Origin of the sequence: Paenibacillus sp. FSL H8-0548, assembly GCF_038630985.1 — a bacterium.
Lineage (GTDB): Bacteria > Bacillota > Bacilli > Paenibacillales > Paenibacillaceae > Pristimantibacillus.
Window position 1 is genome coordinate 3,093,968 of sequence record NZ_CP152049.1, and the last position, 22,138, is coordinate 3,116,105.

Sequence of the window (22,138 nt, forward strand, 5' to 3'; positions counted from 1 at the left end):
GCAAAATCGAGAATAAAAACCAGCTGAGCTGTGATATAGGGGCAATAAAGCTGGCTTTAGCGAGGGAGTGTCATACAAGGATGATCATGCCTGAACATAATGTCCAATAAAGGCAGTCACCTTCTGCTCATAGCTCGTTTTGTCAACGAGATAAGCCATTCCGTGGCCAGCACCATCGACAATGAAGATTTCTTTGTCCGCTTTGCAGGCTTCATATAGCCTCCACACCATTTCAGTAGGCACGAAGGAATCGTCTGAGCCGTGGATGAAGAGGGTAGGCAGCTTGTTTTTCTCCAATTGTTTAAGTGCGGATGCTTCTTGGAAGTGATAACCAGCCTTTATCCAAGTCAGCAAGCTAGTGGTCTGCATAATAGGAAAGGCAGGCAGCTTGTAGATTCGTTTCAATTGATAGCGAAGCTGATCATAAACAGAGGTATAGCCGCAATCCTCCACAATAGCCTTTACTTGCTTCGGAACGTCCTCGCCGCTCACCATCATGACCGTTGCTCCGCCCATAGAAATGCCATGCAGAACGATTTGTGCAGAATCACCAATGACCTCAATAACTTTATGAATCCACAGCAAGTAATCCTTCCGATCCGCCCACCCAAAGCCAATATAATTTCCTTCGCTCCTGCCATGACCGCGATCATCGGGCATCAGCACATTGTAGCCAAGCTCTTCATAATAAAATTGCGCAAAGCTGCCCATATCTTTTCCTTGGGATGAATAGCCATGGGCGAGAATGACGGTTTTGGTTGTTGGTACATGAGCTGCGAGGTAATAACCAACAAGCGCTAATCCATCATCTGTCGTGAGCTGCCAAGTATCGTATACGTGGCTCTCGACCCATGTAATGCCTGTAGTTTCAACCGGAGTAGGCTGCACGTCATTCGTAACTTTTACCGTAGTTGGCTCATCTTCATCCTTGCTGCTAATCTCAGCCAAATCACTATTGTCACTCAAAAACGCCTTGGAATTTCGCTTGATCGCAACATTGTAGAAATAGTAGCTCAGGGCAATAAGTATTCCTAGCAGCACGAAAACTAAGCCCCCTGTTATTACAAATGGCAACTTCATAATGAATAACCCCTCAAATTTCATTTTTCCAATAAGAAGCATTTCCTTTTAAAATAGCAGTGTTCTCAGCAAGAAGCAATTTTTATAGCGTTGAAGCTATTTAATTGTAAGGAATGAAGCTGAAATGCTCCATGATTTACAAATAATAAAACTGCTGGTAACGTTGGCAAAACAATTTCTCGTTATGCTTGTCTGTGAGTGGATCTTATTAATGAGGAGTGGAAAAGTTGAACAAAACGATCGATCGAAAAACGTTTCTTTCTTATTTGGGTACGGGAGCAGCTGCACTTGCAACAGCCTCGGCGGGGTTAGGCGTATTGAATGGGAAGGCATCTGCGATGTCTTCAACTGCTGATCATTTGTTTGGATTTAACACGAATCGTGTAAGCGGCTATTTTGAGCCCATAGAGCCCTCTAAGGAAGATCTGCTCCTCCTGCCAAAAAACTTCAAATATGATGTCGTAGCTGCTTTTGACGATGTTATTAACGGGGAGGGAGAGAAATTTGGCTCGGGCTGTGATTACAATGCCTATTTCCCGCTTGAGGGATCGAATGTCCGTGGATTACTGGTCAATAACCATGAATACAGCACGATTTTCTCCATTGGTGCGGTAAAGGATGGGAAGATGACGGCTGATCAGCTGCATAAAAATTTATATTATCAAGGCATGTCAGTTATAGAGGTGTATCGTGATGAAGCGGGAACATGGAAGATGGACACCGCCTCGAAGCATGCACGCCGAATTAATGGATATACAAAGTTTGTGCTTACAGGCCCAGCGAAGGGCGGGGCAGCACTGGGCGGTGCTGCCACAGCAGTCGGAACGTTCGCGAATTGTTCAGGAGGCGTGACGCTGTGGAATACGGTGCTGTCCTGTGAAGAAAATTTTGCAGAGACGGCTGCTGCATCCAAGCTTCCAGAAACACATTATGGCTGGGTTATCGAGATCGATCCGTTCGACAAGACATATCTGAAGAAGCATACGGCATTAGGCCGCTTCAACCACGAGAATACAGCGATGGGTCTAGCACCGGATGGGCGAGTGGTTGTCTATATGGGGGATGACAAGAAGGATGCCTGTGTGTACAAATTCGTAAGTAAAGGCAAGTACGATAAGCTTAAGGGGCGAGCCAATTCTTCCTTGCTGGAGGAAGGCACGTTATATGTTGCCAATCTGAAAAGCGGGAAATGGGTACCGGTTACGCTGGAGGAAGTGACCAAAGCGATTAAGGAGAAGCCTGATTTGCAAAAGAAATTTAAAACGCAAGGCGACGTAGTGACCTATTGTCAGGAAGCGGCTTTGCTTGTAGGCGGAACGCCAACGGATCGTCCAGAGGACATTGAAATATCACCGTTTGATAATACCATCTTCATTTGCCATACGAACAATGATAATCACGGCAATATTCACGGCCATATTACGCGGATCTTTGAAGTGAATAATGATTTAGGCTCTCTCGAATTTGATTTTGAAATATTTGCTGCTGGCGGGCGTCAGTCTGGTTTCAGCTCGCCAGATAACTTAGCCTTCGATTCCAATGGCGATCTGTGGGTCGTCACCGATATTTCCAGCAGCAGCCAAAATAAAGGCGTACATAAGCCCTTTATGAATAACGGCTTGTTTGTTATTCCGACGAGCGGTCCAGACAAAGCAAATGCGCTGCAATTCGCATCGGCTCCTGTGGAAAGCGAGCTGACAGGGCCATACTTTACACCTGATGAACAAACCTTGTTTTTATCTGTACAGCATCCCGGAGAGAACACGACAGATTTAAGCAAGCCAACCAGCAGGTGGCCGCACCGAACAGGAGACAGTAAAGCGAGATGTGCAGTCGTTGCCATTAGCGGCTTTAAACTTGGGTAATATAGAATAAGGTGACTACGACAGCAGCCGCAGACTAGCTGTCTGCGGCTGCCATTCAATGATGAAGGAGCTGTCATTATGCCATTTGGCAATATTGGTATTGGGGGATTAGTGTTAATTCTTATTATTGCACTTATCATCTTCGGCCCGTCTAAGCTTCCAGAGCTTGGTCGTGCATTTGGAAGAACATTAAGCGAATTTAAAGGGGCTACTCGCGGCCTTATCAATGGTGAGGACGAAGAGAAGCGTAAGGAAGAGGAGTCGTCGAGGGTATCTGCATCGACTGTGAAGTAGGATGAGCGATCCGAACGATCAAAGCTTGCTGGGACATTTGGAGGAAATGCGCACAAGAATTATTCGGGTATTAGCTGCGTTTCTTGTTGCTATGGCAGCTGCGTTCATTTATGTGAGGGACATTTATCAATGGCTGGTCAGAGATTTGGATCAAAAGCTTGTGCTGCTTGGACCATCCGATGTGATTTGGGTCTATATGATGATTGCAGGTGTCATCGCCATTGTAGTTACGCTCCCAATCGCGGCCTATCAAGCGTGGAAGTTCGTCACGCCAGCTGTGCCGAAGGAAGCGCAAAGGGCTGCACTGTTGTTTATACCGAGCATCAGTATGCTGTTTCTGCTAGGCATTTGCTTCGGCTATTTCATTTTGTTTCCGATGGTGCTTCACTTTATGAACCAAATAGCGGCAGCCGAGTTTGCTGCTATGTATACGGCTCAAAAGTATTTTACGTTCATGATTCATATGACGGTGCCCTTCGGACTTCTATTTGAAATGCCGGCGATCGTCATGTTTCTGACGAAGCTAGGCATTCTTAATCCGGTGCGGCTGGCCAAAGCTCGTAAGCTCGCGTATTTTATACTCGCGCTCGTAGCGATTACGATCACTCCGCCTGATATTTTATCAGACATTATCGTTATCGTTCCGCTATTTCTGCTATATGAAATCAGTATATCCATCTCGAAGTTTGTTTACCGCAAGCAGCTGAGGCTGGCAAGTGAAGAGGGCATGGCTGCTTAACAGTAGGATTACTCTCAAGTGAACGAGTGTTATAAAGAAACAAGGCTTTCTTGAAAGAGAAAGTCCTGTTTCTTTGCCCTATTTATACCTATTCCCAAAATTATCCGGCCTTTTTTCACTTGATAATCGTGCATATATGTTATAAATCGGCAGCTTCTCTTTCGAGGTTAGCTGCCCGGCAGTATTAAACCAGTCCCCATAAAAACCTGATCAACACTCATATTAGCGGTTGTCGCTGTGTCACCGCCTATTTTGAAAACATTGGAGCCTGATCCTAGACTTGCTGCTCCGCTCCATCTGAGAGTCCCATCCACGTATAAGTCATAAGTGTAGTTAGATTTAACGACAACTCGATAATTGTGATAGATGGTAGTATTCAGCGTAAAGCTTTTCGTCGGACTGGATGCTTTGTTTTGTGCTGTGCCGGATGTTCCATAAGTTAAATAAAGGCTAATCTGATAGTTTGCGTTCCGAGCGGTAATTTCATTGAGTGTGCCCGCGGCGTTTACTTTAGCCCTCACCTCAAACGTAAACGCTTCTGAAGGGGTGCTGATATGGTTCTTGGTAATATAACTGTAGCTTCCAGTGGTTGTTCCAGTATCAATGATATTGACATCGTTATTATATTGGACAAAGCTTCCGTTTCCAGTGGTAGACCATCCGCTGCTGTAGTTGCTCATATTGTCGCTAAATATATTCCATGGCGTATTCAGGACCGTCCTTGCGTAAGCGATCTGTCCGTCCAGCCTTGGACCTTGCTCATAAAACATGTACATCGTGTCTCCGATCGTGATGAAGTTTGGTGAAGCGGCTCTTCCTCGATCTATGGTTGTATCGGAATCATATAATACGCCTAGATGATTTTGCAGATTAAAGTTTGCTCCGACCTCTGTGATATGAATATTGCCCGAGGAGGCGTGGTAGGCAACGTAATAGTTTCCATTCCAAGGGAAGAAGGTTGGGCCTGAAAGGTTAGTGCCTTCTTCAGAATTGGGCGAAATAAGCGGAGCTTGCTGAGTGGTCCAATTCAGACCATCATTAGACCAAGCAAGATAGATATGTCTTGTATTATTAGTTTGATTCCCCATTAAAAGCATGATATATTTGTTGTTTTTAGATGGGATTGTATATTTGAACACTTTGGCGTAAGAGGTTTCCGTTAAACCGGTGAAATTACTTGTACTTAAAGCAACTTTATTATAGGTGAAATTGATTCCATCTGTAGAGGTTGCGATACGCATGGTCGTGTTTTCTCCATGGTAATACATATAATATTTATTTTCGATATCATTCCAGAACATATACGGGGAGGAAACATGTGTTACATTATAGTAGGGTGACCAGTAAACGCATATGGACACTCTCCTTTAATTGTAATCGCTTTCAATTCTAGTATAAACGAGTAAATAGTTAGGGTTAATGACCTAATGTATAGAAAAGGTTTGAAATGTACTGATTCGTACGTTGATCGAAACCTGTTTTTGAAAGGCATCTTGATTTGGATAGGTGGGGATTCTGGCTTTGAAAGCAAAAAAGTTGTTTTTATCACTGCGGATGAAGTTTGTTATTCTTTTTTTTCTACTCATTACAATTCCCTTTTTCTTTATCGGCTTTATTACTTACAAGCAATATTCTAGCAATGTAGAGGAGGATGCTATCGCTTATACGGAGCAGATTATCGATCAAATTACGATTAATTTGGATCGCTATATGAAGGATATGGACCGATTAACCTTAGCGCCGTATTACGATAATAATGTCATTGGAATTCTAAGGGCGCACTTATCGGAAAGCACGATGGGGGCTTTTGTAAAAACAGAAGAAACGGCGAAAATGAACCTTATGATTTCGTCTCTTGCTATTGATCGAAGTGAGCTGCAAAGCATTGCGATATTCGCTAATGACGGCACGATATTCAGCAATTTACAAGGAAGCATCGCCCAGCATTGGGAGTATTCAGCGAATATATGGATGAAAGACGTTATTGCAGCGGATGGTGACTTAGTCATAATCCCGCCGCATGATGTCAGCTATTATATTGGTAAAAATAGAGAGGTCGTTTCGATTGCTAGAGTAGTAAGGGCAGCCGTTACCAATGAGCATCTCGGCATTGTGAAGATTGATTTGTCTGAGCTGGGCTTTGAAAAAATTCTGGGCTCCGCAAGCTTTAGTCGGAATAGTCATATCTATGTCTCGGATCGTGAAGACCGGCTTTTGTATCCGCTCCATGGCAGGGATGATTTGATTGCAGCAGGGCCAAAGATAACGATTGACGGGGAAACCTTTATTACAGCAACCAAGCAATCGGGCTACACAGGCATGCAGGTAACGGTGCTTATCCCGCAGGATGATATGAAGGCAGGCGCGCGTCAATTAACTCGCTCTACACTTATCATTTCACTAATGGCTATTCTACTCGCCTATTTTGCAGCAGGAGTTGCTTCTGGAAGACTGCTCAAGCCGATCCGACATTTGCAAACGAAGATGAAAAAGGTGCAAAAAGGAGATTTTCGTGAACGGGCGGTCGTGTCTACCTATGATGAAATTGGTCAGCTTACTTTTGGCTTTAATGTAATGGTCACAGAAATTGAAAGATTGGTGAAAGAGGTTTATGAGAGTAAGCTCCGAGAAAGTGAAGCGGAATTTTATGCCCTGCAGAGTCAGATGAATCCGCATTTTATATATAATACGTTGGAATCTATTAATTCACTTGCTTTGCAATCCAATCAATTCGAGGTATCGGATGTGGTTGTCAATTTAGGTCGGCTTCTGAGGTATACGGTAGATCGAAAGGACAAGTATGTTTTTGTAAAGGATGAAGTTTCATTTGTGCAGGCGTATCTTGAAATTCAATCGACTCGATTAGGCATTAAGCTTGAAACGGAATTTCATATCGAAATTGGGCATGATTACTTGCTGATTCCGAAGCTTATCCTCCAGCCGTTAATTGAAAATGTGATTGAACACGCCCTTACGGATGAACCGGTTACATTGAAGATAAAGACAAGAATAGATCAGGACGACCTGCTTATTCTGATTGAAGATGATGGTGCTGGCATGACTGCTGCTCGTATGGACTATGTTGAGAAGCATATGTATGCCGAGCAGGATGAAACGATCAAGCAGCGATTTGGTGAAAAGAAGAAGGAATTTGCGCTGCGCAACGTGCATCGGCGCTTGTATTTGCTGTATGGAGAAGGCTATGGTCTGTTTATTCAAAAGACTCATCATCAGGGGCTTCAATTATTGCTGCGCATTCCATTACGCTACGAAGAGGAGAACTAAACTATGCTTCAAATTTTACTTGTTGAGGATGAAATCAACCTTCGCTCACGCTTTAGCAAGCTGCTGGAGGATGTGATTGGCGGCTGTAAGGTAGTAGGCGAGGCATCGAATGGACTAGAGGCGTTGGAGTGGCTGAAAACAAATGTAACGGACATCGTCATTACGGATATTCGGATGAAGGATATGAATGGAATCGAGCTCATGAAGCGTTTAAAGGAACAGAGTCCTTCGATGCCAGTAGTAATCATTAGCGGTTATAACGATTTCATCTATGTTAGGGAAGCACTGCGATACGAGGTAGCTGATTATTTGCTTAAACCTCTGGATCGAGTTGAGTTGACGCAGGTGATCCAAAAGCTGACGAATAAGCTCAAAGGAAACCAAACTTTAACTATAGAGCGGCGTTCGGTTGTGGAGAATCCAGCTTCTAATGCTGCAAGCCCAGCGGCTGCAGATGAGGTGAAGGAGCGTCAAATCATTCGTAAAATTAAGGAGATTATTGCGCTGCGGCTGGAACAGGATATCTCCCTTCAATACATAGCAGATCAAGTAAATCTGAATCATCGTTATTTATCCGTGTTGTTTAAGACGGAAACAGGTGTAAATCTATCGGATTATGTAACACAATGCCGTATGGAGAAAGCCAAAGGCTTGTTAAAGCATACGCAGCTTAAAATTCAAGATATTTCGCGGCTGGCGGGATACCCCAATACGAAATATTTTATGTCGGTATTTAAACAGGTGGTTGGATTTACTCCTACCGAATACCGCGATCATCAGCAATAAAGTTTGGAGATTTGTCAGTAATCAATACAATTCGAACCTTTTCTGAACATTAGGTCATTATAAGGATCTTTTCTATTTTATATAATCAGATTATGAAAACGCTTTAAAAGGTGGATTCAAAAAAGCTAAAAAGGGGATTCGGCTATGAAAAAGGGCGCAACGCTTATGATGTCACTGCTGCTTATTATCGCACTAATTGCGGGCTGCAGCAGTAATAAAACGGAGAGCGGTAATGGGGAGAATCAGGCCACAGCAGCTCCAGACTCAGCAACAAAGGCTCCAGATCCGACCAAAGAACGGCAAAAGGCGGTCTCATTAAAATTTAGTATTTGGGGGAATGACAATCATAAACAGATGTACGAGGATATGATTGTTCAGTTTAAAGAAAAGAATCCCAATATCAATGTAGAGATTATGGTCATTCCATTTGCCGATTATCAGCAAAAGCTTACGATTATGCAAGCCTCGAGAACAGCACCGGATATTGCCTGGTTAGCTGAGCGGATGATTCCACAGTTTATATCAACAGATGCTTTGTTGGATGTTTCCGCTTTGAAATCAGATGCAGATTATAATTTTGCTGATATTTTCCCATCCGCCTTAGATCTGCTCATTAAAGATGGCAGCAATTACGGCATTCCTTTTTCCACACCGCCCTCTATGATTTACTACAACAAAACCTTGTTTGAAGCAAAAGGTCTAGCAACTCCAACAGAGCTATACAAACAGGGCAAGTGGACATATGACGAATATCTGAAAGCTGCAAAAGCGCTTACGGATTCCTCAGCGGGTATTTATGGCACTAATTTTGTTCGGAATGGCTGGGAGAATTGGCCGGATGCTCTGCAAACGCTCTTTAATGCCTATGGGGCTGAACTAATTAATAAAGAAGGTACAGAATTTACACTGGATTCGAGTCAAGGCGAACAAGCGCTGCAATTGTACTCGGATATGATTTTTAAAGACGGCGTTCATCCGAAGCCAGGTGATCAAACGACATTTGACTCTGGAAAAATAGCGATGCAAAAAGAGCTTTTCAGCTATATGGGGAAAGCGAAAGCGGTTACAGATTTTGAGTGGGATATTGCACCTTTGCCTGCTGGACCGAATGGTTTGGGAACAACACTCGGATATGCTGCTGTTACGATAACCAAAGATTCAAAATATCCTGATGAAGCTTTGGAATTTCTGAAATTCATTACAAGTCCAGAGAATATGGCGATTACTTCACAATATTTTGTGCCAAGTCGCAAGAGTGTGCTGGAGTCAGACAGCTTCCTTAATCAAGGACCTTCTGCAGAAAGCATGAAGCTGGCGGTTATTGATCAAATGGCTGCAGCACAAACTTTGCCAAGCTTTCAGGATTGGGCAAAAATCGATTCCAGTATGAAAACCGTTCTAGATTATTTGTACTCCAAATCTGCAACGGTACAGGAGGTTCTGAAGAAAGCTGATGAATCGATTACCCCTTTGTTAAAGTAAAGAGCTAAGCAGCTAAAATCCTCGCTGAGCGGAATAGCTTAGCGAGGATTTTATATAAAAAGAGAATCAGCATGTTAAAGAGAGGATGCGTTGCCGTGAGTACTTTAGACGTAAAGCATGCTCAAGCAGAGGAAATTAGGGTAAAGGCGAGGTTTGGAAAAAGTAAGAAAAGCCGCCTGCATCATAAAGAAAATTGGTTTGCTTGGCTCTTTATTTCACCGATGGTTTTAGGTTATATGCTGTTTTTATTTGTCCCTATTATGGGTGCTTTTTTCATGAGTTTTACGGATTATTCCTTGCTTCATGACTCATCCTTCGTAGGCTTGGATAATTATAAAATTGCATTTAGCGAGGACCCGCTTTTTTGGAAGTCTGTGGGGCAAACGCTCTATTTCTCAGCTGGTTTGATTCCATTAAATCTTTGTCTTGCTTTAGGGCTGGCACTGCTCCTTAATCGAAAAATACCAGGAATCGGTTTGTTTCGTACCGCGATATTTACGCCTGTCGTTACATCAATTGTAGTATGGGCAATTGCTTGGAAATATATTTTTGCAACGGATTATGGCCTTATCAATGAATTATTAAAGCTGCTTCACATTGAGGGACCCGCGTGGCTCTATAATTTTCAATTGGCCATGCCTGTAGTCATCATCGTAAGCGTATTAAAAAATGTAGGCTTGAACATGGTTATTTTTCTTGCTGCGCTGCAGGATGTGCCAAAGATGTATTATGAAGCCGCGAAAATCGACGGTGCCTCAAAATACAAAATGTTCACTAACGTTACGATGCCGATGATTTCACCTTCACTCTTCCTAGCCATGATTCTAACCCTTATCGGCTCATTGAAGGTATTCTCACAAATTCAAGTCATGACTGATGGTGGTCCGGGTACGAGCACTTACGTGCTTGTGTATTATATCTACCAGCAGGCATTTAAAATATTTGATTTTGGATATGCGTCTGCCATAGCCTTTATACTGTTCTTTCTGGTGCTGGTATTAACCATCGTACAATGGAATTTAAGAAAAAGGTGGGTGCATCATGAAGAATAAACAGCGGACTCTCCTTAAAAATCTGCCTATTTATTTGGTATTATCCTTCGTCTCTATACTTGTCATCTTTCCGTTTTTCTGGATGGTCACTACGGCCCTTAAGGAGCAGACGAAGATTTTTATGTTTCCACCGCAATGGTGGCCGGATCCGTTCGTATGGTCCAACTTCTCGGCTGTGTTCGAAAGTCAGCCGGAGTTTCCGCTTTATTTCTTCAATAGTGCCTATATCGCAGTGCTTGTTACAGCGGGAACTTGTATCTTTGCAGCTCTAGCTGGCTACGCATTTGCTAAGCTTCACTTTGCTTTAAGACATATCGTATTTCTTATTCTGTTAACCGGAATGATGATCCCAACAGAGGTTACAGCCATTCCGATGTTTATATGGTTCACGAAGCTTCATTTAACAGATACACACTTTCCACTTATTGTGCCTCCGATGCTCGGAGCGGGAGGAATGTTCGGGGTTTTCCTGCTTCGCCAATTTTTTATCACTGTGCCTAATGAGCTGGATGAAGCGGCAAAAATCGATGGCTGCTCGCCATGGACAACATTCTGGCGCATCATGCTGCCGTTATCAGGGCCAACCCTAGCTACATTAGCTATTTTCACCTTTTTGCATAGCTGGGACAACTATTTTGATCCACTTATTTTTATAAGTTCTAATCATTTGTTTACACTGCCCGTTGGTCTTAAGCTATTCACGGATACAGCCGGGACCGAATGGCAATTGCTCATGGCGGCTTCGGTTATGGCAACCGTTCCTTTGCTCATCGTCTTCTTCTTTGCCCAGAAAAAATTTATTGAAGGTGTGGCACTAACGGGATTGAAATAAGAACTAGAAAGGAGCTTAATCTCTAATGACAATTCAAGTAACATCTACTATAGAAGCCGATGTCGTTGTAGTCGGAGCAGGGCCGGCAGGCATACATGCAGCTTTAGCAGCAGGACGCGGAGGTGCGAAGACCGTACTGGTCGAACGCTATGGATTTGCTGGAGGAATGTCTACAGCAGCGTTAGTCTATCCGTGGATGACCTTCCATACAACAGACGGAAAGCAGGTGATCAAGGGGACTGGTCAGGAAATGGTAGACCGGTTAGCCGCCCTGAATGCGTCTCCTGGACATGTCCGTGATACCTGCGGCTTCGTGCATACGATTACTCCCTTTCATCCCGAGGTTTATAAAGTACTTGCCGTTGATATGCTGAAGGAAGCCGGAGTTCGTTTACTGTTTCATAGTTTTGTTGATTCGGTTTCAGTGAAGGACGATCATATTAATGGGGTGACGTTGACGACCAAATCAGGGCGGATTGAGATTAAAGGCCGCATCTTTATTGATACCTCAGGCGATGCTGATTTAGCGTACTTATCTGGTGCGCCTGTGCTTCAAGGTCGTGATGGTGATCATTTGACGCAGCCGATGACGATGAAGTTTCGCATGCGGGGCGTTGATTTAGCTAAAGTGAAAGCGTATATTATCGAGCACCCGGATGAATTTTATCATAAAACTCCGTTTGATGAGCTTCCAGGTTTATATTTGTCTGCGGTTCAAGGGTTTTATAAGCATTGGAAGGAAGCTGACCTGCCGATTAAGCGGGATCAAGTATTGTTCTTTAGCGGGCCTGAGGCAGATGAGGTACTCGTGAATATGACACGTATCCAAGGCTTGGACGGAACCAATGTTGAGGATCTGACATTAGCGGAGGAATTAGGACGCAAGCAGGTACTAGTGGTCGCAGATTTTATGGAAAAATCGTTACCGGGCTTTGAAGGAGCGTCCATTTCACAGGTAGGCGCGCAGATTGGGATTCGTGAGAGCCGCAGAATTGAAGGGCAGTATATTCTTGCGATGCAGGATGTGGTAGAGGGTAAACGTTTTGAGGACGTAATTGCTCGAAGCGGGTATCCCATTGATGTACATGCTCCATCTGGAAATAATGTCGTCGTTTCATGGATCGAAGGGGATGGCGCTTATGATATTCCTTACCGCTGCCTGCTTCCGCAAAAAATCGATAATTTAATTATGGGCGGACGCTGCATCTCAACCTCCCATGAAGCACTCGGTACAACAAGATTGTCTCCTAGCTGCATGGCAACAGGACAGGCAGCTGGAACAGCCGCGGCGCTTGCAGTAAAGCATAATACGTCGCCGCAAAAAGTATCCATTCATGAACTGCAAGAGCTGCTGCGTCAGAATGGTGCACTGTTAGATTGATGGATTGATGAGATACCATTCGGATTCTACATGACAGGCTGGTTATTGGAAAAAAATAGTATATACTAACGATATAAAGCAATCATCCGGTTGATGAGGGGTTAGTATAGCATGGAAATTGTAGAAGCAACCATTTCGTCCACTCAAGAAGCGTTAGAAGCGGGTGAGCTTACATCCCATAAGCTCGTTCTGGCCTATTTTGACCGAATTGCCTCTCATGATAAAGCTGGATTAACGATCAATTCGGTGCTTGAGCTAAATCCTGATGCTCTATTTATTGCTTCTGCACTTGATAGCGAACGAGCGGCTCAAGGCTCAAGGGGCCCGCTGCATGGTATTCCTATTTTGCTAAAGGATAATATTAATACCGGTGATCTGATGCACACGAGTGCAGGTTCGCTGGCGCTTGCGAACTCTTATGCGGGCGAGGATGCTTTTATCGTCAAGAGACTTCGGGAAGCGGGAGCCGTTATTTTAGGCAAGGTAAATATGACGGAGTTTGCCAACTTTATGACCGAGGGCATGCCATCTGGTTATAGCTCGCGCGGCGGACAGGTTCTCAATCCCTATAATATATCTGCACCGACGGGTGGATCGAGCGCAGGCTCGGGTGTTGCTGTGGCATGTAATTTTTGCATGGCCTCCATCGGCACAGAAACGTCGGGCTCCATTCTAAATCCGGGCAATTTAAGCTCGACCGTAGGCATTAAACCAACGGTAGGTCTAGTTAGCCGCACGGGCATATTGCCGCTATCCAACAGCCAGGATACGGCAGGCCCAATGGCAAGAACGGTGACAGATGCTGTACATGTACTGAATGCGATTGTTGCACATGATAGTGATGATGCAGCTATGGGAGCGGGATATTGGCGAAAACAGAAGGATTATAGCGTGTTTCTTGACCCTAGAGGACTTGAGGGAGCCCGAATTGGTATTCCGAGAGATTATTTTTTTGAGGAATTGACGGACGAGCAGCTTGAGATTTTTAATGTGGCAGTGGAGCTTATGAGGAAGCACGGAGCGATTATTGTGGACCCGGCAGATGTGAGAACCGTTCGTGAGATCGTATATTCCTCTGTCGTGCTCAATGAATTCAAAGCTTCATTAAATGCATACTTAGCTAAGCTTCCGCCGAGTACGAGTATTCGCACGCTCAAGGATATCATTGCTTTCAATAACGAGCATCCAATAGAAACGCTGAAGTACGGACAAAAAACACTGTTGAACGCCGAATTAACGACATCGGGCACACTAACCGAGCTGCCCTACCTTCGCGATCGCAGCACTGATTTGCGATTGTGCAAGGATGAGGGCTTAGATGCGACGATGAAGGAGCACCGCCTGGATGCGCTGCTCTTTCCAGCTGACTTTGGCGCAAGAATTACTTCCCGTGCAGGCTATCCTTCGATTGTCGTACCCGCAGGCTATACAGGCAAGGGCGTGCCGTTTGGCGTTGCCTTCGCAGCGAAAGCGTACGAGGAGCCAACACTGATTAAGCTTGCCTATGCCTATGAGCAGCTCAGTATGGTCCGCAGACCCCCTTCCTTAAAAAGCTTCATATAGCGGGCAATTACAGCAAAAAACCTTCTCGGCTTTAATAAGCGGGAAGGTTTTTTGCTGATCCAGCTATTTCTTTGCTTTAAAATGAATAACTGCGCTGTACAGCATTTTTTCGATTTTCGGATTAAATACAGCATGATGACTGACGTGGAAAACCTCCAGCAGCAAACCTTTATTATTATCGATTTGCTGGTCGATCTTTTGCTCCAACGTTTTCAAATCATACGCTTCAAAAAATTCTATTTTGTTATCGATCAAATCTAATCGAAAGTCCATAAAATATCCCCTAATAATAGATTAATTGATATATAAGTTGAACTAGAAATTTGCGTTTTGGGCGCTGTGCGAGAAGATCATTCTTACGATCGCTGTTGCAGCCAGATTCTTTGATTTCCTAAGACATTTAAAGGTAAGAATATGGCTGCAAAGGCGAACACTTCGTTTCTCCAGAACGATCTTCTCGCTTCGCTAAATCTTCAATTTTTCAAGTTCAAGTTATATAAATCTATTATACAGAGATATTATCTTTTCCACAAAACTTCGATTTCCTCAAGCGATTTCCCTTTCGTTTCGGGTACAAGTCGCCAAGTGAAGAAGAAGGCAATCAGAGCCATGGCGCCATATAGCCAAAACGTCGTTGCTGGACCAGCGGTGTTGAGCAGCGGTGGAAACGTCTGAGAGACAACGTAGTCTGCTGCCCAAAGGGCCATCGAAGCGATTGCTGTCGCTTTGCCGCGAATCCGATTTGGGAATATTTCTGACATGAGCACCCATACGACAGGGCCAAAAGATACGGCAAACGATGCGACATACAGCAATACAAATACAAGTACAAACGGGCCGTCAGTATGTCCGGAATGGAAGGCGATTCCGATAACCAGCAGCGATATTGCCATGGATGCTGAACCAAAGAGCAATAATGCTTTACGTCCAACCTTATCAATCAGCCACAATGCGATGATGGTGAACAAGAGGTTGATGAAACCGACAAGTATGGTTTGAACTAATGCAGCATTCGTACCAGCGCCCGTTGCTTTAAATATCTCAGGAGCATAATACATAACTGCATTGATGCCAGTTACCTGCTGAAGGATGGCGAGCCCAACACCTACAATTAATACGATTCGCAAGCTTGGTTTAAACAGCTGACGGATGGATCCATTTTCGTTCGCAAAGGAGTTTTTAATATCGATCACTTCTTGTTTAGCTAATTTCTCGCCATGGATCTTTAAGAGAATAGGCAGTGCAGCAGCAGCTTGTCCTTGCTTAATTAGCCATCTTGGGCTTTCAGGGACGAAGAACAACAGAACAAGGAAGAGTACACCGGGAACAGCGCCAACTCCGAACATCCAGCGCCAAGCCGTCTCGATGCCCCAAGCCTCATTTCCTGAATTCGATATCCATAGATTTACGAAATAAGTAAGAAAGATGCCGCTAACGACAGCGAGCTGATTGAGAGCCACTAAGCGACCGCGATATTTGGCGGGAGCAATCTCTGCGTTATATAACGGGCAGAGGGTGGAAGTAATCCCAATCCCTATTCCACCAATAATTCTGGCAATAACAAAGCCAGAGAAGGTGTCCGGAATGGCGGAGCCTATTGAGCTAATGATGAAGAGGATAGCTGCAGCAATGAGCACTCTTTTGCGTCCAAAGCGATCACTGAGCACTCCAGACATAGCTGCACCTACTATACAGCCGATAATTAAACTTGAAACAGCCCAGCCGACCTGCAGCTTCGATAAATCGAAGCGATCCTCCATAAAACCTACAGCACCCGATACGACAGCCGTATCGAAGCCGAAAAGTAAGCCGCCTAGGGCGGATACGATAGAAACAAGTGTTACAAATTTCATGCTTACTCGATCATTATTGCTCGCAACAACATTTCCCATCTGCGTTTTTCTCCTTTCTGACAAACCCAACCTTCACTAAAACGAATTTCATTATATCACGCAAATTGGGTAGATCTGAGCAGAGAAGACTTCAATAATTCGTGTTGTTGCTGCATTTATTTCGGACAATAAGCCGATAGCGCTCAAATTTAGACTGACTAGCATTTTATTGAGCCTTGAAGCACAAAAAAGTCCATGTCATGGAGCAGCTGCCACGGTATTTATTGGTTGTAGCCTTATTCTCGGTAATCGGACGGAGGAACGCCAGTTACTTTTTTGAAGACACGGCTAAAATAATTGGGGTCCTTGTAGCCAACCTCGAAGCAGACCTCCTTTAAGCTCAGCTTTCCCGAAGCCATTAACGATTTTGCTTTATCAATACGAAGAGCGGTGACATAATCAATGAATGTTGTACCCATTTGCTGCTTGAAAATTTTACTGAAATAATGAGGATTAAGGTGTACGGAATCGGCTACTTCCTCGAGCGACAGCTCCTCGGCGAATTTGCTTTGGATATAATGTTTTGCTCGGTCCATAACGCTATGGGTTTGCTGCTCACGCTGCTCACGAATACGCTGCATGGCAGAAAGCACATAGGCTTCGGGTATCGTATTCATGACTTGCGACGACTCAAGCAGTTCCTCTTGTGAGGCACGCTTTCCTTGCTTTAACTCATCGAACCGGCATACCACTCCATTATGATCATCATAATTAGAAGCGAATACGGCTTCAAAATAAGATTTTCGCAGTCCTTCCGCACCCGAGTAGGTTTGGCCGATACCGACTGAAATTTTAGAATCGAAGAGACGAGCGGCCATTCCATATAGCTCTTCTCCGAAGGCCGTTGCCCTCTCTTTCCACAAATGATCGTCTTGCAATGATTCTTTATGGATGTAGATCGCCATATGACGATCAATTAACGAGCTTACGATGCTGTTTGCTTCATAGTTTTTCGCAAATCCACTTATTTTATCATAAATTTTTTGCTGGCTGGCAATGCTGAGCTGTTCGGGAAACGCGATTACGATCGCACACGCCTCCTCCAGTGAAAAGCTGAGCCACTCGGATAACTGCTCGATATCGGTCGATGTGATATGATCGATCATGAACATCATTGCCAGCTCATTTTCTACGATCGGAATCAACTGGGAGAGCTTATGGCGCAGCTCCAGCTCGGTCGAGCGTTTCTTTTTCTCAGCATCGAGCTCTGAAATAAGCATCTGCAGCGTCTGAATCACTTGCTCACGCTTTGCCGGCTTGACCAAATATTCCTTTACGCCAAGAGCGAGTGCTTCCTTCGCATAGGCAAAATAATCGTATGCCGTTATCATGACAAACTTTGTTTCTGGCATGGAGCGCTTGATTTCACGTATAGCCTCGAGGCCCTGAATACCGGGCATATTCACATCCATCAATACGATATGGGGTCGATGCTCCTCAGCATGCTCGATAGCCAAACGTCCGTTTTCAGCGTGGACAATATGAAATGTTTTTGGAAGCAGCCGTTCGATAATTAATTCTAGCCCCTCGCGCTCAAGCGCTTCGTCATCGGCGATCAATAGTCGGTACATTTTTGTGCTCACCTTCCTCTCCAAGCGGGATGCTTATCGTTATTTTTGTTCCTTGGCCCGCAGAGCTATCAATTTCTACCAGCCCTATTTGACCGTAAAACAGCTGCAGGCGCTTAAATACATTTTTTGTACCTAAGCCTGTAGATTGTTTATGATTAGAAACTAAGTCAAGCCGGAGCAAGGCCGCTCGAACCTCTTCAGACATCCCGATGCCATTGTCCATCAGAATGATGCGCACGTAATTAGCATCCTGTTTAATCTGCATGCGAATCTTCGCACCGCTCTCCATATGCTCAATGCCATGCACGAAAGCATTCTCTACAAGCGGTTGAAGCGTTAATGCCGGAATTTGCTGCTGTAGCGCAAGTGGATCAAAATCCAGCTCAAAGCGTACGCGGTCGCGAAAGCGGGCTTGTTGAATAATAACATATTCCTTCACATGCTCAACCTCATCGTGCAGGGAGACGGGATGTTCTAGATTGCGTAAATTGTACCTGAGCAGATTAGACATTGATACGATCAAATCACTCGTTTTCTCGGCTCCTTCAAGGAGTGCGAGCTTGGAGAGCGCATTTAGTGTATTAAATAAAAAGTGAGGATTAATTTGGCTTTGCAGCGCCTGTAGCTCCAGCTCTTTAACAAGCCGATCTTTCTCTAAGCTTTCTTTATCCTTCTCAATGAGTAAGAACAGATCGCTTGACATTTGCTCAAAGGCATTGGATAAAATGCCCAGCTCATCCGCGGCTAATTGCGGATGAGCGCTTTGCTGCAAATTCCCTTTGGATATTTGCCGTGCTCTTGAGACAAGCCTGCTCACAGGCAGCGTAATGCTGCGAGATATCCATATCGCCAGTAAAATACTCATTAACGTATTCGTTATAAATACAGCGGCTCCTAAATAATACATCCGATTATGTTCAGCTTGAACTTGTTTGTTGATCGGCTCATAAATACTTAGTTCCATGTCAACGAGCTGCTGACTGTCTTCCCGAATGAAGCTGGCTGTTTTCTCAGCTTTCTCGTAATGAACAAACGAGGCATTTGAGGAATAAGCAGCTGTCATATCGAATGCGGCTTGCGTCTGCTCCAAAAATGTATCCAGCATTTGACTGTAGCTTGTAATAACGGAGGAGGGCAGAGAAGCAGCAGCTAGCTCAACAAATTGTTGTTGGTGCTCTTCTACTTGGTTTCTGCTCAATGAGAACAGCTCGCCTTGCTTCTCATCGGGATTAAGCAAATAGCTGTTAAGTGCTATTAAGCTGGTATCTGCGCTCTGTGTTGACTGCTTGTACAAAAGGAGGCGATCCAGCATTTGATTGTAGCTTTGCTGCACCATCTTTCCGCTTTGAAATAAAAAAAAGGTGACCATATTGACCGATAGCACGAGAAGGGGGATGAAAATAAGCAGTTTAGTACGAATAGTCATGAGTCTGCATCTCCCATTGATCGTTTTAATTCATCGGAGCCAAGCAGCGTCACTTTCGTGAAAAAATGTTCAGGGAGCTGTTTACCAAGAAAATAATCGTTCAGCTGTGAAATCGCAGCGTATCCCATATCATAGGGCTGCTGTACGATCGTCGAATGGATGGCTCCGCTGCGAACCCGCTCAACGGTTTCCTCCAAGGCATCAAATGCAAAGATTTGCAGTCCGCTTCGCCGTAATCGTTGTGCGGCTTCCGAAATACCGATACCGTCTAAAGCGCTTAATCCAACCATGAAATTAATTTGCGGATTTTGAATAAGCAGCTTCTCCGTTTCTCCCGCAGCTTGAAGACGAGAGATATTCGAGGAGCGAACATCGACGAGAGTCATCTCAGGGAGCTGACTCAAGACGGAACGAAAGCCTGCCAATCTGAGCTGTTGATTCGGTGATTGCTCGTTGCCGATTAATACAGCGACGTCTCCACGATTTCTAGCTGCTTTGGCAACTAACTCGCCCATGGCAACGCCAGCATCAAAATTATTAGTTCCTACATAAGAGAGACGGCGACTGCCTTGTTCATCCGTATCGATCGTCAGGACAGCAATGCCTTCTTCAATTGCCTCGTCAATCAGAGCTATATATTTTGGGTCGTTGATACCTTGCACTAGCACAGCGTCCGCTTTGGCTGCAATCGCCTTCTCAAGGAGCTGGCTCTGTTCTGATGAATTAATGCGGAGCGGACCGACGTACTCAAGCTGCATCCCGTATTTGAGCGCTGCCTCTATGGCCCCTTCCTCGATGGAACGCCAATAAGGATTGTCCAGCTCTTGGGAGATGAGCACGATATGTTTAGTGGTAGCTTCGCTCTCGGTCCCCGGATCTGAATGAGCAGGCTGAAGTAAAGTACGGATATTTATGGTGGATTGTAAAAAGCTTGCCAATAGACAAGCAAAAATTATAAACAGTATGGCAATTCCGATATTCCATTTTCGATTGGACATGCTAAAGCTCCTTCATAACATCCATTTCTATTCGATTATTATACAAGAGAGTTGGTACAATCAAAAGTCAGCATCGGATTTTCAAAAGTTCATGCTATACAAAACTAAAAACAATTACTATAATTTAGGAAATAATGGATGAGAGTGAGGTTCAAAATGGAGCATCAAGCAGGGGCTGCAGGGCGGGAAGAAATTAAGCTTACTGGGAATCATGAAAGTATAGCGCAGCGGATATGGAGATATAAGCTGCACTATATCATCGTAATTCCAGCTATGTTATTGCTTATTATTTTCAAAATCATACCTTTTGTAAGTGGGATATGGATATCTTTAGTCGATTATAAAGTTTTCACAGGCTTGTTTAACAGTCAATGGGTGGGCTTTGATCATTTTACCCGATTATTCGCTGATCCAATCTTTCGCAAGGTGCTTGTGAATACGCTGCTTATCAAAGTCATGTATATATTCATATGCGGGGCTGCAGCGTTTCTAATCGCGCTTGCATTAGGCAGTATACGGTCAAAGCTGGTAAGAGGATTGTTTTCATCGCTGTTTCTTATCCCATTTTTTATTCCGTCTGTTGTATTTGCATTTATTTTTCTGTATATGCTCTCACCAAGCACTTCTCCCTTTCTCACGACAGAGACACTTATTTGGGCTGATCCCGATGTATTCCGTCCGATGCTCGTTTTCGTTGAAGTGCTGAAGACCTGTGGCATCCCCATTATGATTGCCCTTGCTGCTATTTCTGCCAAGCATGCGGCAGTGGAGAGACAGGCCAGCGAGAGCACGAAAAGTAAATTGAGTTATATGCAAATGAATGTGCTTCCCGCTCTAAGAGCAGTAGCCGCTTTTATGATTTTACAGCTCTCTACCTTGCTGTCTACCGATTTCGAGCTTATTCGGAGCTTAGTGAATCCATTGGTCTATGAAGTAGGAGACACACTCGAACATTACAGCTTTCGAATCAGCTTTATGATGATGGAAGTGAGTCAATCAGCGGCTATTGGGCTGGTTCAATTTGGTATTCAGCTCTTTTTTACGGTAATTGCATATTTCATTGTGAAAGGAAATTTTCTGAAAGATTTATTTAACGGATATGCTAGTCCTTCAGCTATAAAAGCAGAGAACGGTGGAAAGAGCATCTTTGGAATCGCGATAGCATGTTTATATGCAATTGTCGTTATTGTCCCATTGTATATGCTATTTGTATATCCGTTTGCAGGGGGGATTGAATCAATAGGGTCGTTTTTCTCCTTTTGGAATGTTGTCTCCTATATAGTCATTGATTTGCTTGCTGTTTTTATGTTTATGTTCATTACCGTTACTCTGGCCTATCCATTAACGGTCAAGAGATTGCCGGGACGCAGCGTATACAAGCTTCTGTTGATTCTCATCATTACGATGGGGGGAGGACTTATCAGCGAGTATTTGTTCGCCCGTAATCTTAATATGGTGAATACCATATTCCCGCAATTCTTGTTTGGATTTTTTAATTTAACGGCCGTATTTGTTCTGAAAAGTATCTTTAATGCAAGATATGCGGATTTAAAGGAGCAGGCGGAAGCCGGAGGAAGGGGAGAGCTCCATACCTTTATTACCCTCTTTATCCCAAAAATATGGAAGCCGCTGTTAGCGCTTGGCGCACTGCAATTTGTAGTCTTATGGAATTCTTATTATCCTTCATTAATCTATCTCGCCAATGTGGAAAACTACTCTCCAGTTATGCAATTTGCGCAGCAAGCCTCGTCAGGAGAAGGCAACATTAGGGTGATACTGCAATTTGGCGCATGGCTAAGTCTGCCGTCGATTGTTATTTTTCTTTTATTCCGAAAATGGCTGACCTCTGAGGTTTTTGTCAGCTCGATAAGAAAACTGTAAATGTGTGTACT

18 protein-coding genes are annotated in these 22,138 nt (G+C 44.1%); 11 read left to right on the forward strand and 7 right to left on the reverse strand.

Annotation, left to right across the window (positions count from 1 at the left end):
• Positions 1-84 precede the first annotated feature (84 nt).
• Complete coding sequence (locus tag MHI37_RS12740) at positions 85-1,080, reverse strand: alpha/beta hydrolase (RefSeq protein ID WP_076335738.1); 996 nt, start codon at positions 1,078-1,080, stop codon at positions 85-87.
• Between the two features lie 227 nt (positions 1,081-1,307).
• Here MHI37_RS12740 and MHI37_RS12745 point away from each other — a divergent pair, with 227 nt between their 5' ends.
• From MHI37_RS12745 to tatC, 3 genes are all read left to right on the forward strand, one after another.
• Positions 1,308-2,945: an alkaline phosphatase PhoX gene (locus tag MHI37_RS12745; RefSeq protein WP_076335737.1), complete on the forward strand. Its 1,638-nt coding sequence runs from the start codon at positions 1,308-1,310 to the stop codon at positions 2,943-2,945.
• Between the two features lie 78 nt (positions 2,946-3,023).
• Entirely contained in the window at positions 3,024-3,239 is a 216-nt protein-coding gene (tatA, locus tag MHI37_RS12750; RefSeq protein WP_076335736.1) for a twin-arginine translocase TatA/TatE family subunit, read from the forward strand.
• A gap of 1 nt (position 3,240) precedes the next feature.
• Positions 3,241-3,978 carry a twin-arginine translocase subunit TatC gene (tatC, locus tag MHI37_RS12755; protein WP_076335735.1) on the forward strand — a complete coding sequence of 246 codons (738 nt, stop codon included), beginning with the start codon at positions 3,241-3,243 and terminating at the stop codon, positions 3,976-3,978.
• Between the two features lie 167 nt (positions 3,979-4,145).
• Here tatC and MHI37_RS12760 read toward each other — a convergent pair whose 3' ends face one another.
• Entirely contained in the window at positions 4,146-5,219 is a 1,074-nt protein-coding gene (locus MHI37_RS12760; RefSeq protein WP_076335734.1) for a hypothetical protein, read from the reverse strand.
• 280 nt (positions 5,220-5,499) lie between these two features.
• Here MHI37_RS12760 and MHI37_RS12765 point away from each other — a divergent pair, with 280 nt between their 5' ends.
• The 7 genes from MHI37_RS12765 (at position 5,500) to MHI37_RS12795 (ending at position 14,359) form a co-directional block, all read left to right on the forward strand.
• Positions 5,500-7,263, forward strand: coding sequence for a sensor histidine kinase (locus MHI37_RS12765; protein WP_076335733.1), 1,764 nt, complete (start codon positions 5,500-5,502; stop codon positions 7,261-7,263).
• A 3-nt stretch (positions 7,264-7,266) separates the two neighbouring features.
• Positions 7,267-8,049, forward strand: coding sequence for a response regulator (locus tag MHI37_RS12770; protein WP_076335732.1), 783 nt, complete (start codon positions 7,267-7,269; stop codon positions 8,047-8,049).
• A 144-nt stretch (positions 8,050-8,193) separates the two neighbouring features.
• Positions 8,194-9,531, forward strand: a complete 1,338-nt coding sequence (locus tag MHI37_RS12775) for a sugar ABC transporter substrate-binding protein (RefSeq protein ID WP_076335731.1) — start codon at positions 8,194-8,196, stop codon at positions 9,529-9,531.
• Positions 9,532-9,626: 95 nt separating this feature from the next.
• On the forward strand, positions 9,627-10,583 hold the full coding sequence (locus tag MHI37_RS12780; protein WP_256710161.1) for a sugar ABC transporter permease: 957 nt from the start codon (positions 9,627-9,629) through the stop codon (positions 10,581-10,583).
• Positions 10,573-11,415 (forward strand): carbohydrate ABC transporter permease, encoded by an 843-nt coding sequence (locus MHI37_RS12785; protein ID WP_076335730.1) that lies wholly within the window; start codon positions 10,573-10,575, stop codon positions 11,413-11,415. Before MHI37_RS12780 ends, MHI37_RS12785 begins: the two co-directional genes overlap by 11 nt.
• 25 nt (positions 11,416-11,440) lie before the next feature.
• Entirely contained in the window at positions 11,441-12,796 is a 1,356-nt protein-coding gene (locus tag MHI37_RS12790; protein ID WP_076335729.1) for an FAD-dependent oxidoreductase, read from the forward strand.
• 111 nt (positions 12,797-12,907) lie between these two features.
• Positions 12,908-14,359 carry an amidase family protein gene (locus MHI37_RS12795; protein WP_076335728.1) on the forward strand — a complete coding sequence of 484 codons (1,452 nt, stop codon included), beginning with the start codon at positions 12,908-12,910 and terminating at the stop codon, positions 14,357-14,359.
• Between the two features lie 63 nt (positions 14,360-14,422).
• Here MHI37_RS12795 and MHI37_RS12800 read toward each other — a convergent pair whose 3' ends face one another.
• The 5 genes from MHI37_RS12800 to MHI37_RS12820 all read right to left on the reverse strand — a co-directional run bounded on the left by MHI37_RS12800 (position 14,423) and on the right by MHI37_RS12820 (position 20,246).
• A complete protein-coding gene (locus MHI37_RS12800; protein WP_076335727.1) occupies positions 14,423-14,632 on the reverse strand; it encodes a YrzA family protein in 210 nt (69 codons plus the stop codon).
• A 245-nt stretch (positions 14,633-14,877) separates the two neighbouring features.
• Complete coding sequence (locus MHI37_RS12805) at positions 14,878-16,251, reverse strand: sugar porter family MFS transporter (RefSeq protein ID WP_076335726.1); 1,374 nt, start codon at positions 16,249-16,251, stop codon at positions 14,878-14,880.
• A 236-nt stretch (positions 16,252-16,487) separates the two neighbouring features.
• Positions 16,488-17,822, reverse strand: coding sequence for a response regulator (locus MHI37_RS12810; RefSeq protein WP_076335725.1), 1,335 nt, complete (start codon positions 17,820-17,822; stop codon positions 16,488-16,490).
• On the reverse strand, positions 17,797-19,248 hold the full coding sequence (locus MHI37_RS12815) for a sensor histidine kinase (protein ID WP_076335724.1): 1,452 nt from the start codon (positions 19,246-19,248) through the stop codon (positions 17,797-17,799). Before MHI37_RS12815 ends, MHI37_RS12810 begins: the two co-directional genes overlap by 26 nt.
• Positions 19,245-20,246: a substrate-binding domain-containing protein gene (locus MHI37_RS12820; RefSeq protein ID WP_076335723.1), complete on the reverse strand. Its 1,002-nt coding sequence runs from the start codon at positions 20,244-20,246 to the stop codon at positions 19,245-19,247. The genes MHI37_RS12815 and MHI37_RS12820 overlap by 4 nt, the downstream gene beginning before the upstream one ends.
• A 138-nt stretch (positions 20,247-20,384) precedes the next feature.
• On the opposite strand from MHI37_RS12820, the gene MHI37_RS12825 reads away from it, so the two are divergent.
• Positions 20,385-22,127, forward strand: a complete 1,743-nt coding sequence (locus MHI37_RS12825; protein ID WP_218638923.1) for a hypothetical protein — start codon at positions 20,385-20,387, stop codon at positions 22,125-22,127.
• Positions 22,128-22,138 lie beyond the last annotated feature (11 nt).

What these genes read in the sequence shown, in the direction of transcription:
- MHI37_RS12790 (WP_076335729.1), top strand. Translation starts at nt 11,441, where the DNA reads ATGACAATTCAAGTAACATCTACTATAGAAGCCGATGTCGTTGTAGTC.
- MHI37_RS12760 (WP_076335734.1), bottom strand. Translation starts at nt 5,219, where the DNA reads ATGCGTATCGCAACCTCTACAGATGGAATCAATTTCACCTATAATAAA.
- MHI37_RS12800 (WP_076335727.1), bottom strand. Translation starts at nt 14,632, where the DNA reads ATGGACTTTCGATTAGATTTGATCGATAACAAAATAGAATTTTTTGAA.
- MHI37_RS12785 (WP_076335730.1), top strand. Translation starts at nt 10,573, where the DNA reads ATGAAGAATAAACAGCGGACTCTCCTTAAAAATCTGCCTATTTATTTG.
- tatC (WP_076335735.1), top strand. Translation starts at nt 3,241, where the DNA reads ATGAGCGATCCGAACGATCAAAGCTTGCTGGGACATTTGGAGGAAATG.
- MHI37_RS12805 (WP_076335726.1), bottom strand. Translation starts at nt 16,251, where the DNA reads ATGGGAAATGTTGTTGCGAGCAATAATGATCGAGTAAGCATGAAATTT.
- MHI37_RS12770 (WP_076335732.1), top strand. Translation starts at nt 7,267, where the DNA reads ATGCTTCAAATTTTACTTGTTGAGGATGAAATCAACCTTCGCTCACGC.
- MHI37_RS12775 (WP_076335731.1), top strand. Translation starts at nt 8,194, where the DNA reads ATGAAAAAGGGCGCAACGCTTATGATGTCACTGCTGCTTATTATCGCA.
- MHI37_RS12825 (WP_218638923.1), top strand. Translation starts at nt 20,385, where the DNA reads ATGAGAGTGAGGTTCAAAATGGAGCATCAAGCAGGGGCTGCAGGGCGG.
- MHI37_RS12740 (WP_076335738.1), bottom strand. Translation starts at nt 1,080, where the DNA reads ATGAAGTTGCCATTTGTAATAACAGGGGGCTTAGTTTTCGTGCTGCTA.
- MHI37_RS12810 (WP_076335725.1), bottom strand. Translation starts at nt 17,822, where the DNA reads ATGTACCGACTATTGATCGCCGATGACGAAGCGCTTGAGCGCGAGGGG.
- tatA (WP_076335736.1), top strand. Translation starts at nt 3,024, where the DNA reads ATGCCATTTGGCAATATTGGTATTGGGGGATTAGTGTTAATTCTTATT.
- MHI37_RS12795 (WP_076335728.1), top strand. Translation starts at nt 12,908, where the DNA reads ATGGAAATTGTAGAAGCAACCATTTCGTCCACTCAAGAAGCGTTAGAA.
- MHI37_RS12815 (WP_076335724.1), bottom strand. Translation starts at nt 19,248, where the DNA reads ATGACTATTCGTACTAAACTGCTTATTTTCATCCCCCTTCTCGTGCTA.
- MHI37_RS12820 (WP_076335723.1), bottom strand. Translation starts at nt 20,246, where the DNA reads ATGTCCAATCGAAAATGGAATATCGGAATTGCCATACTGTTTATAATT.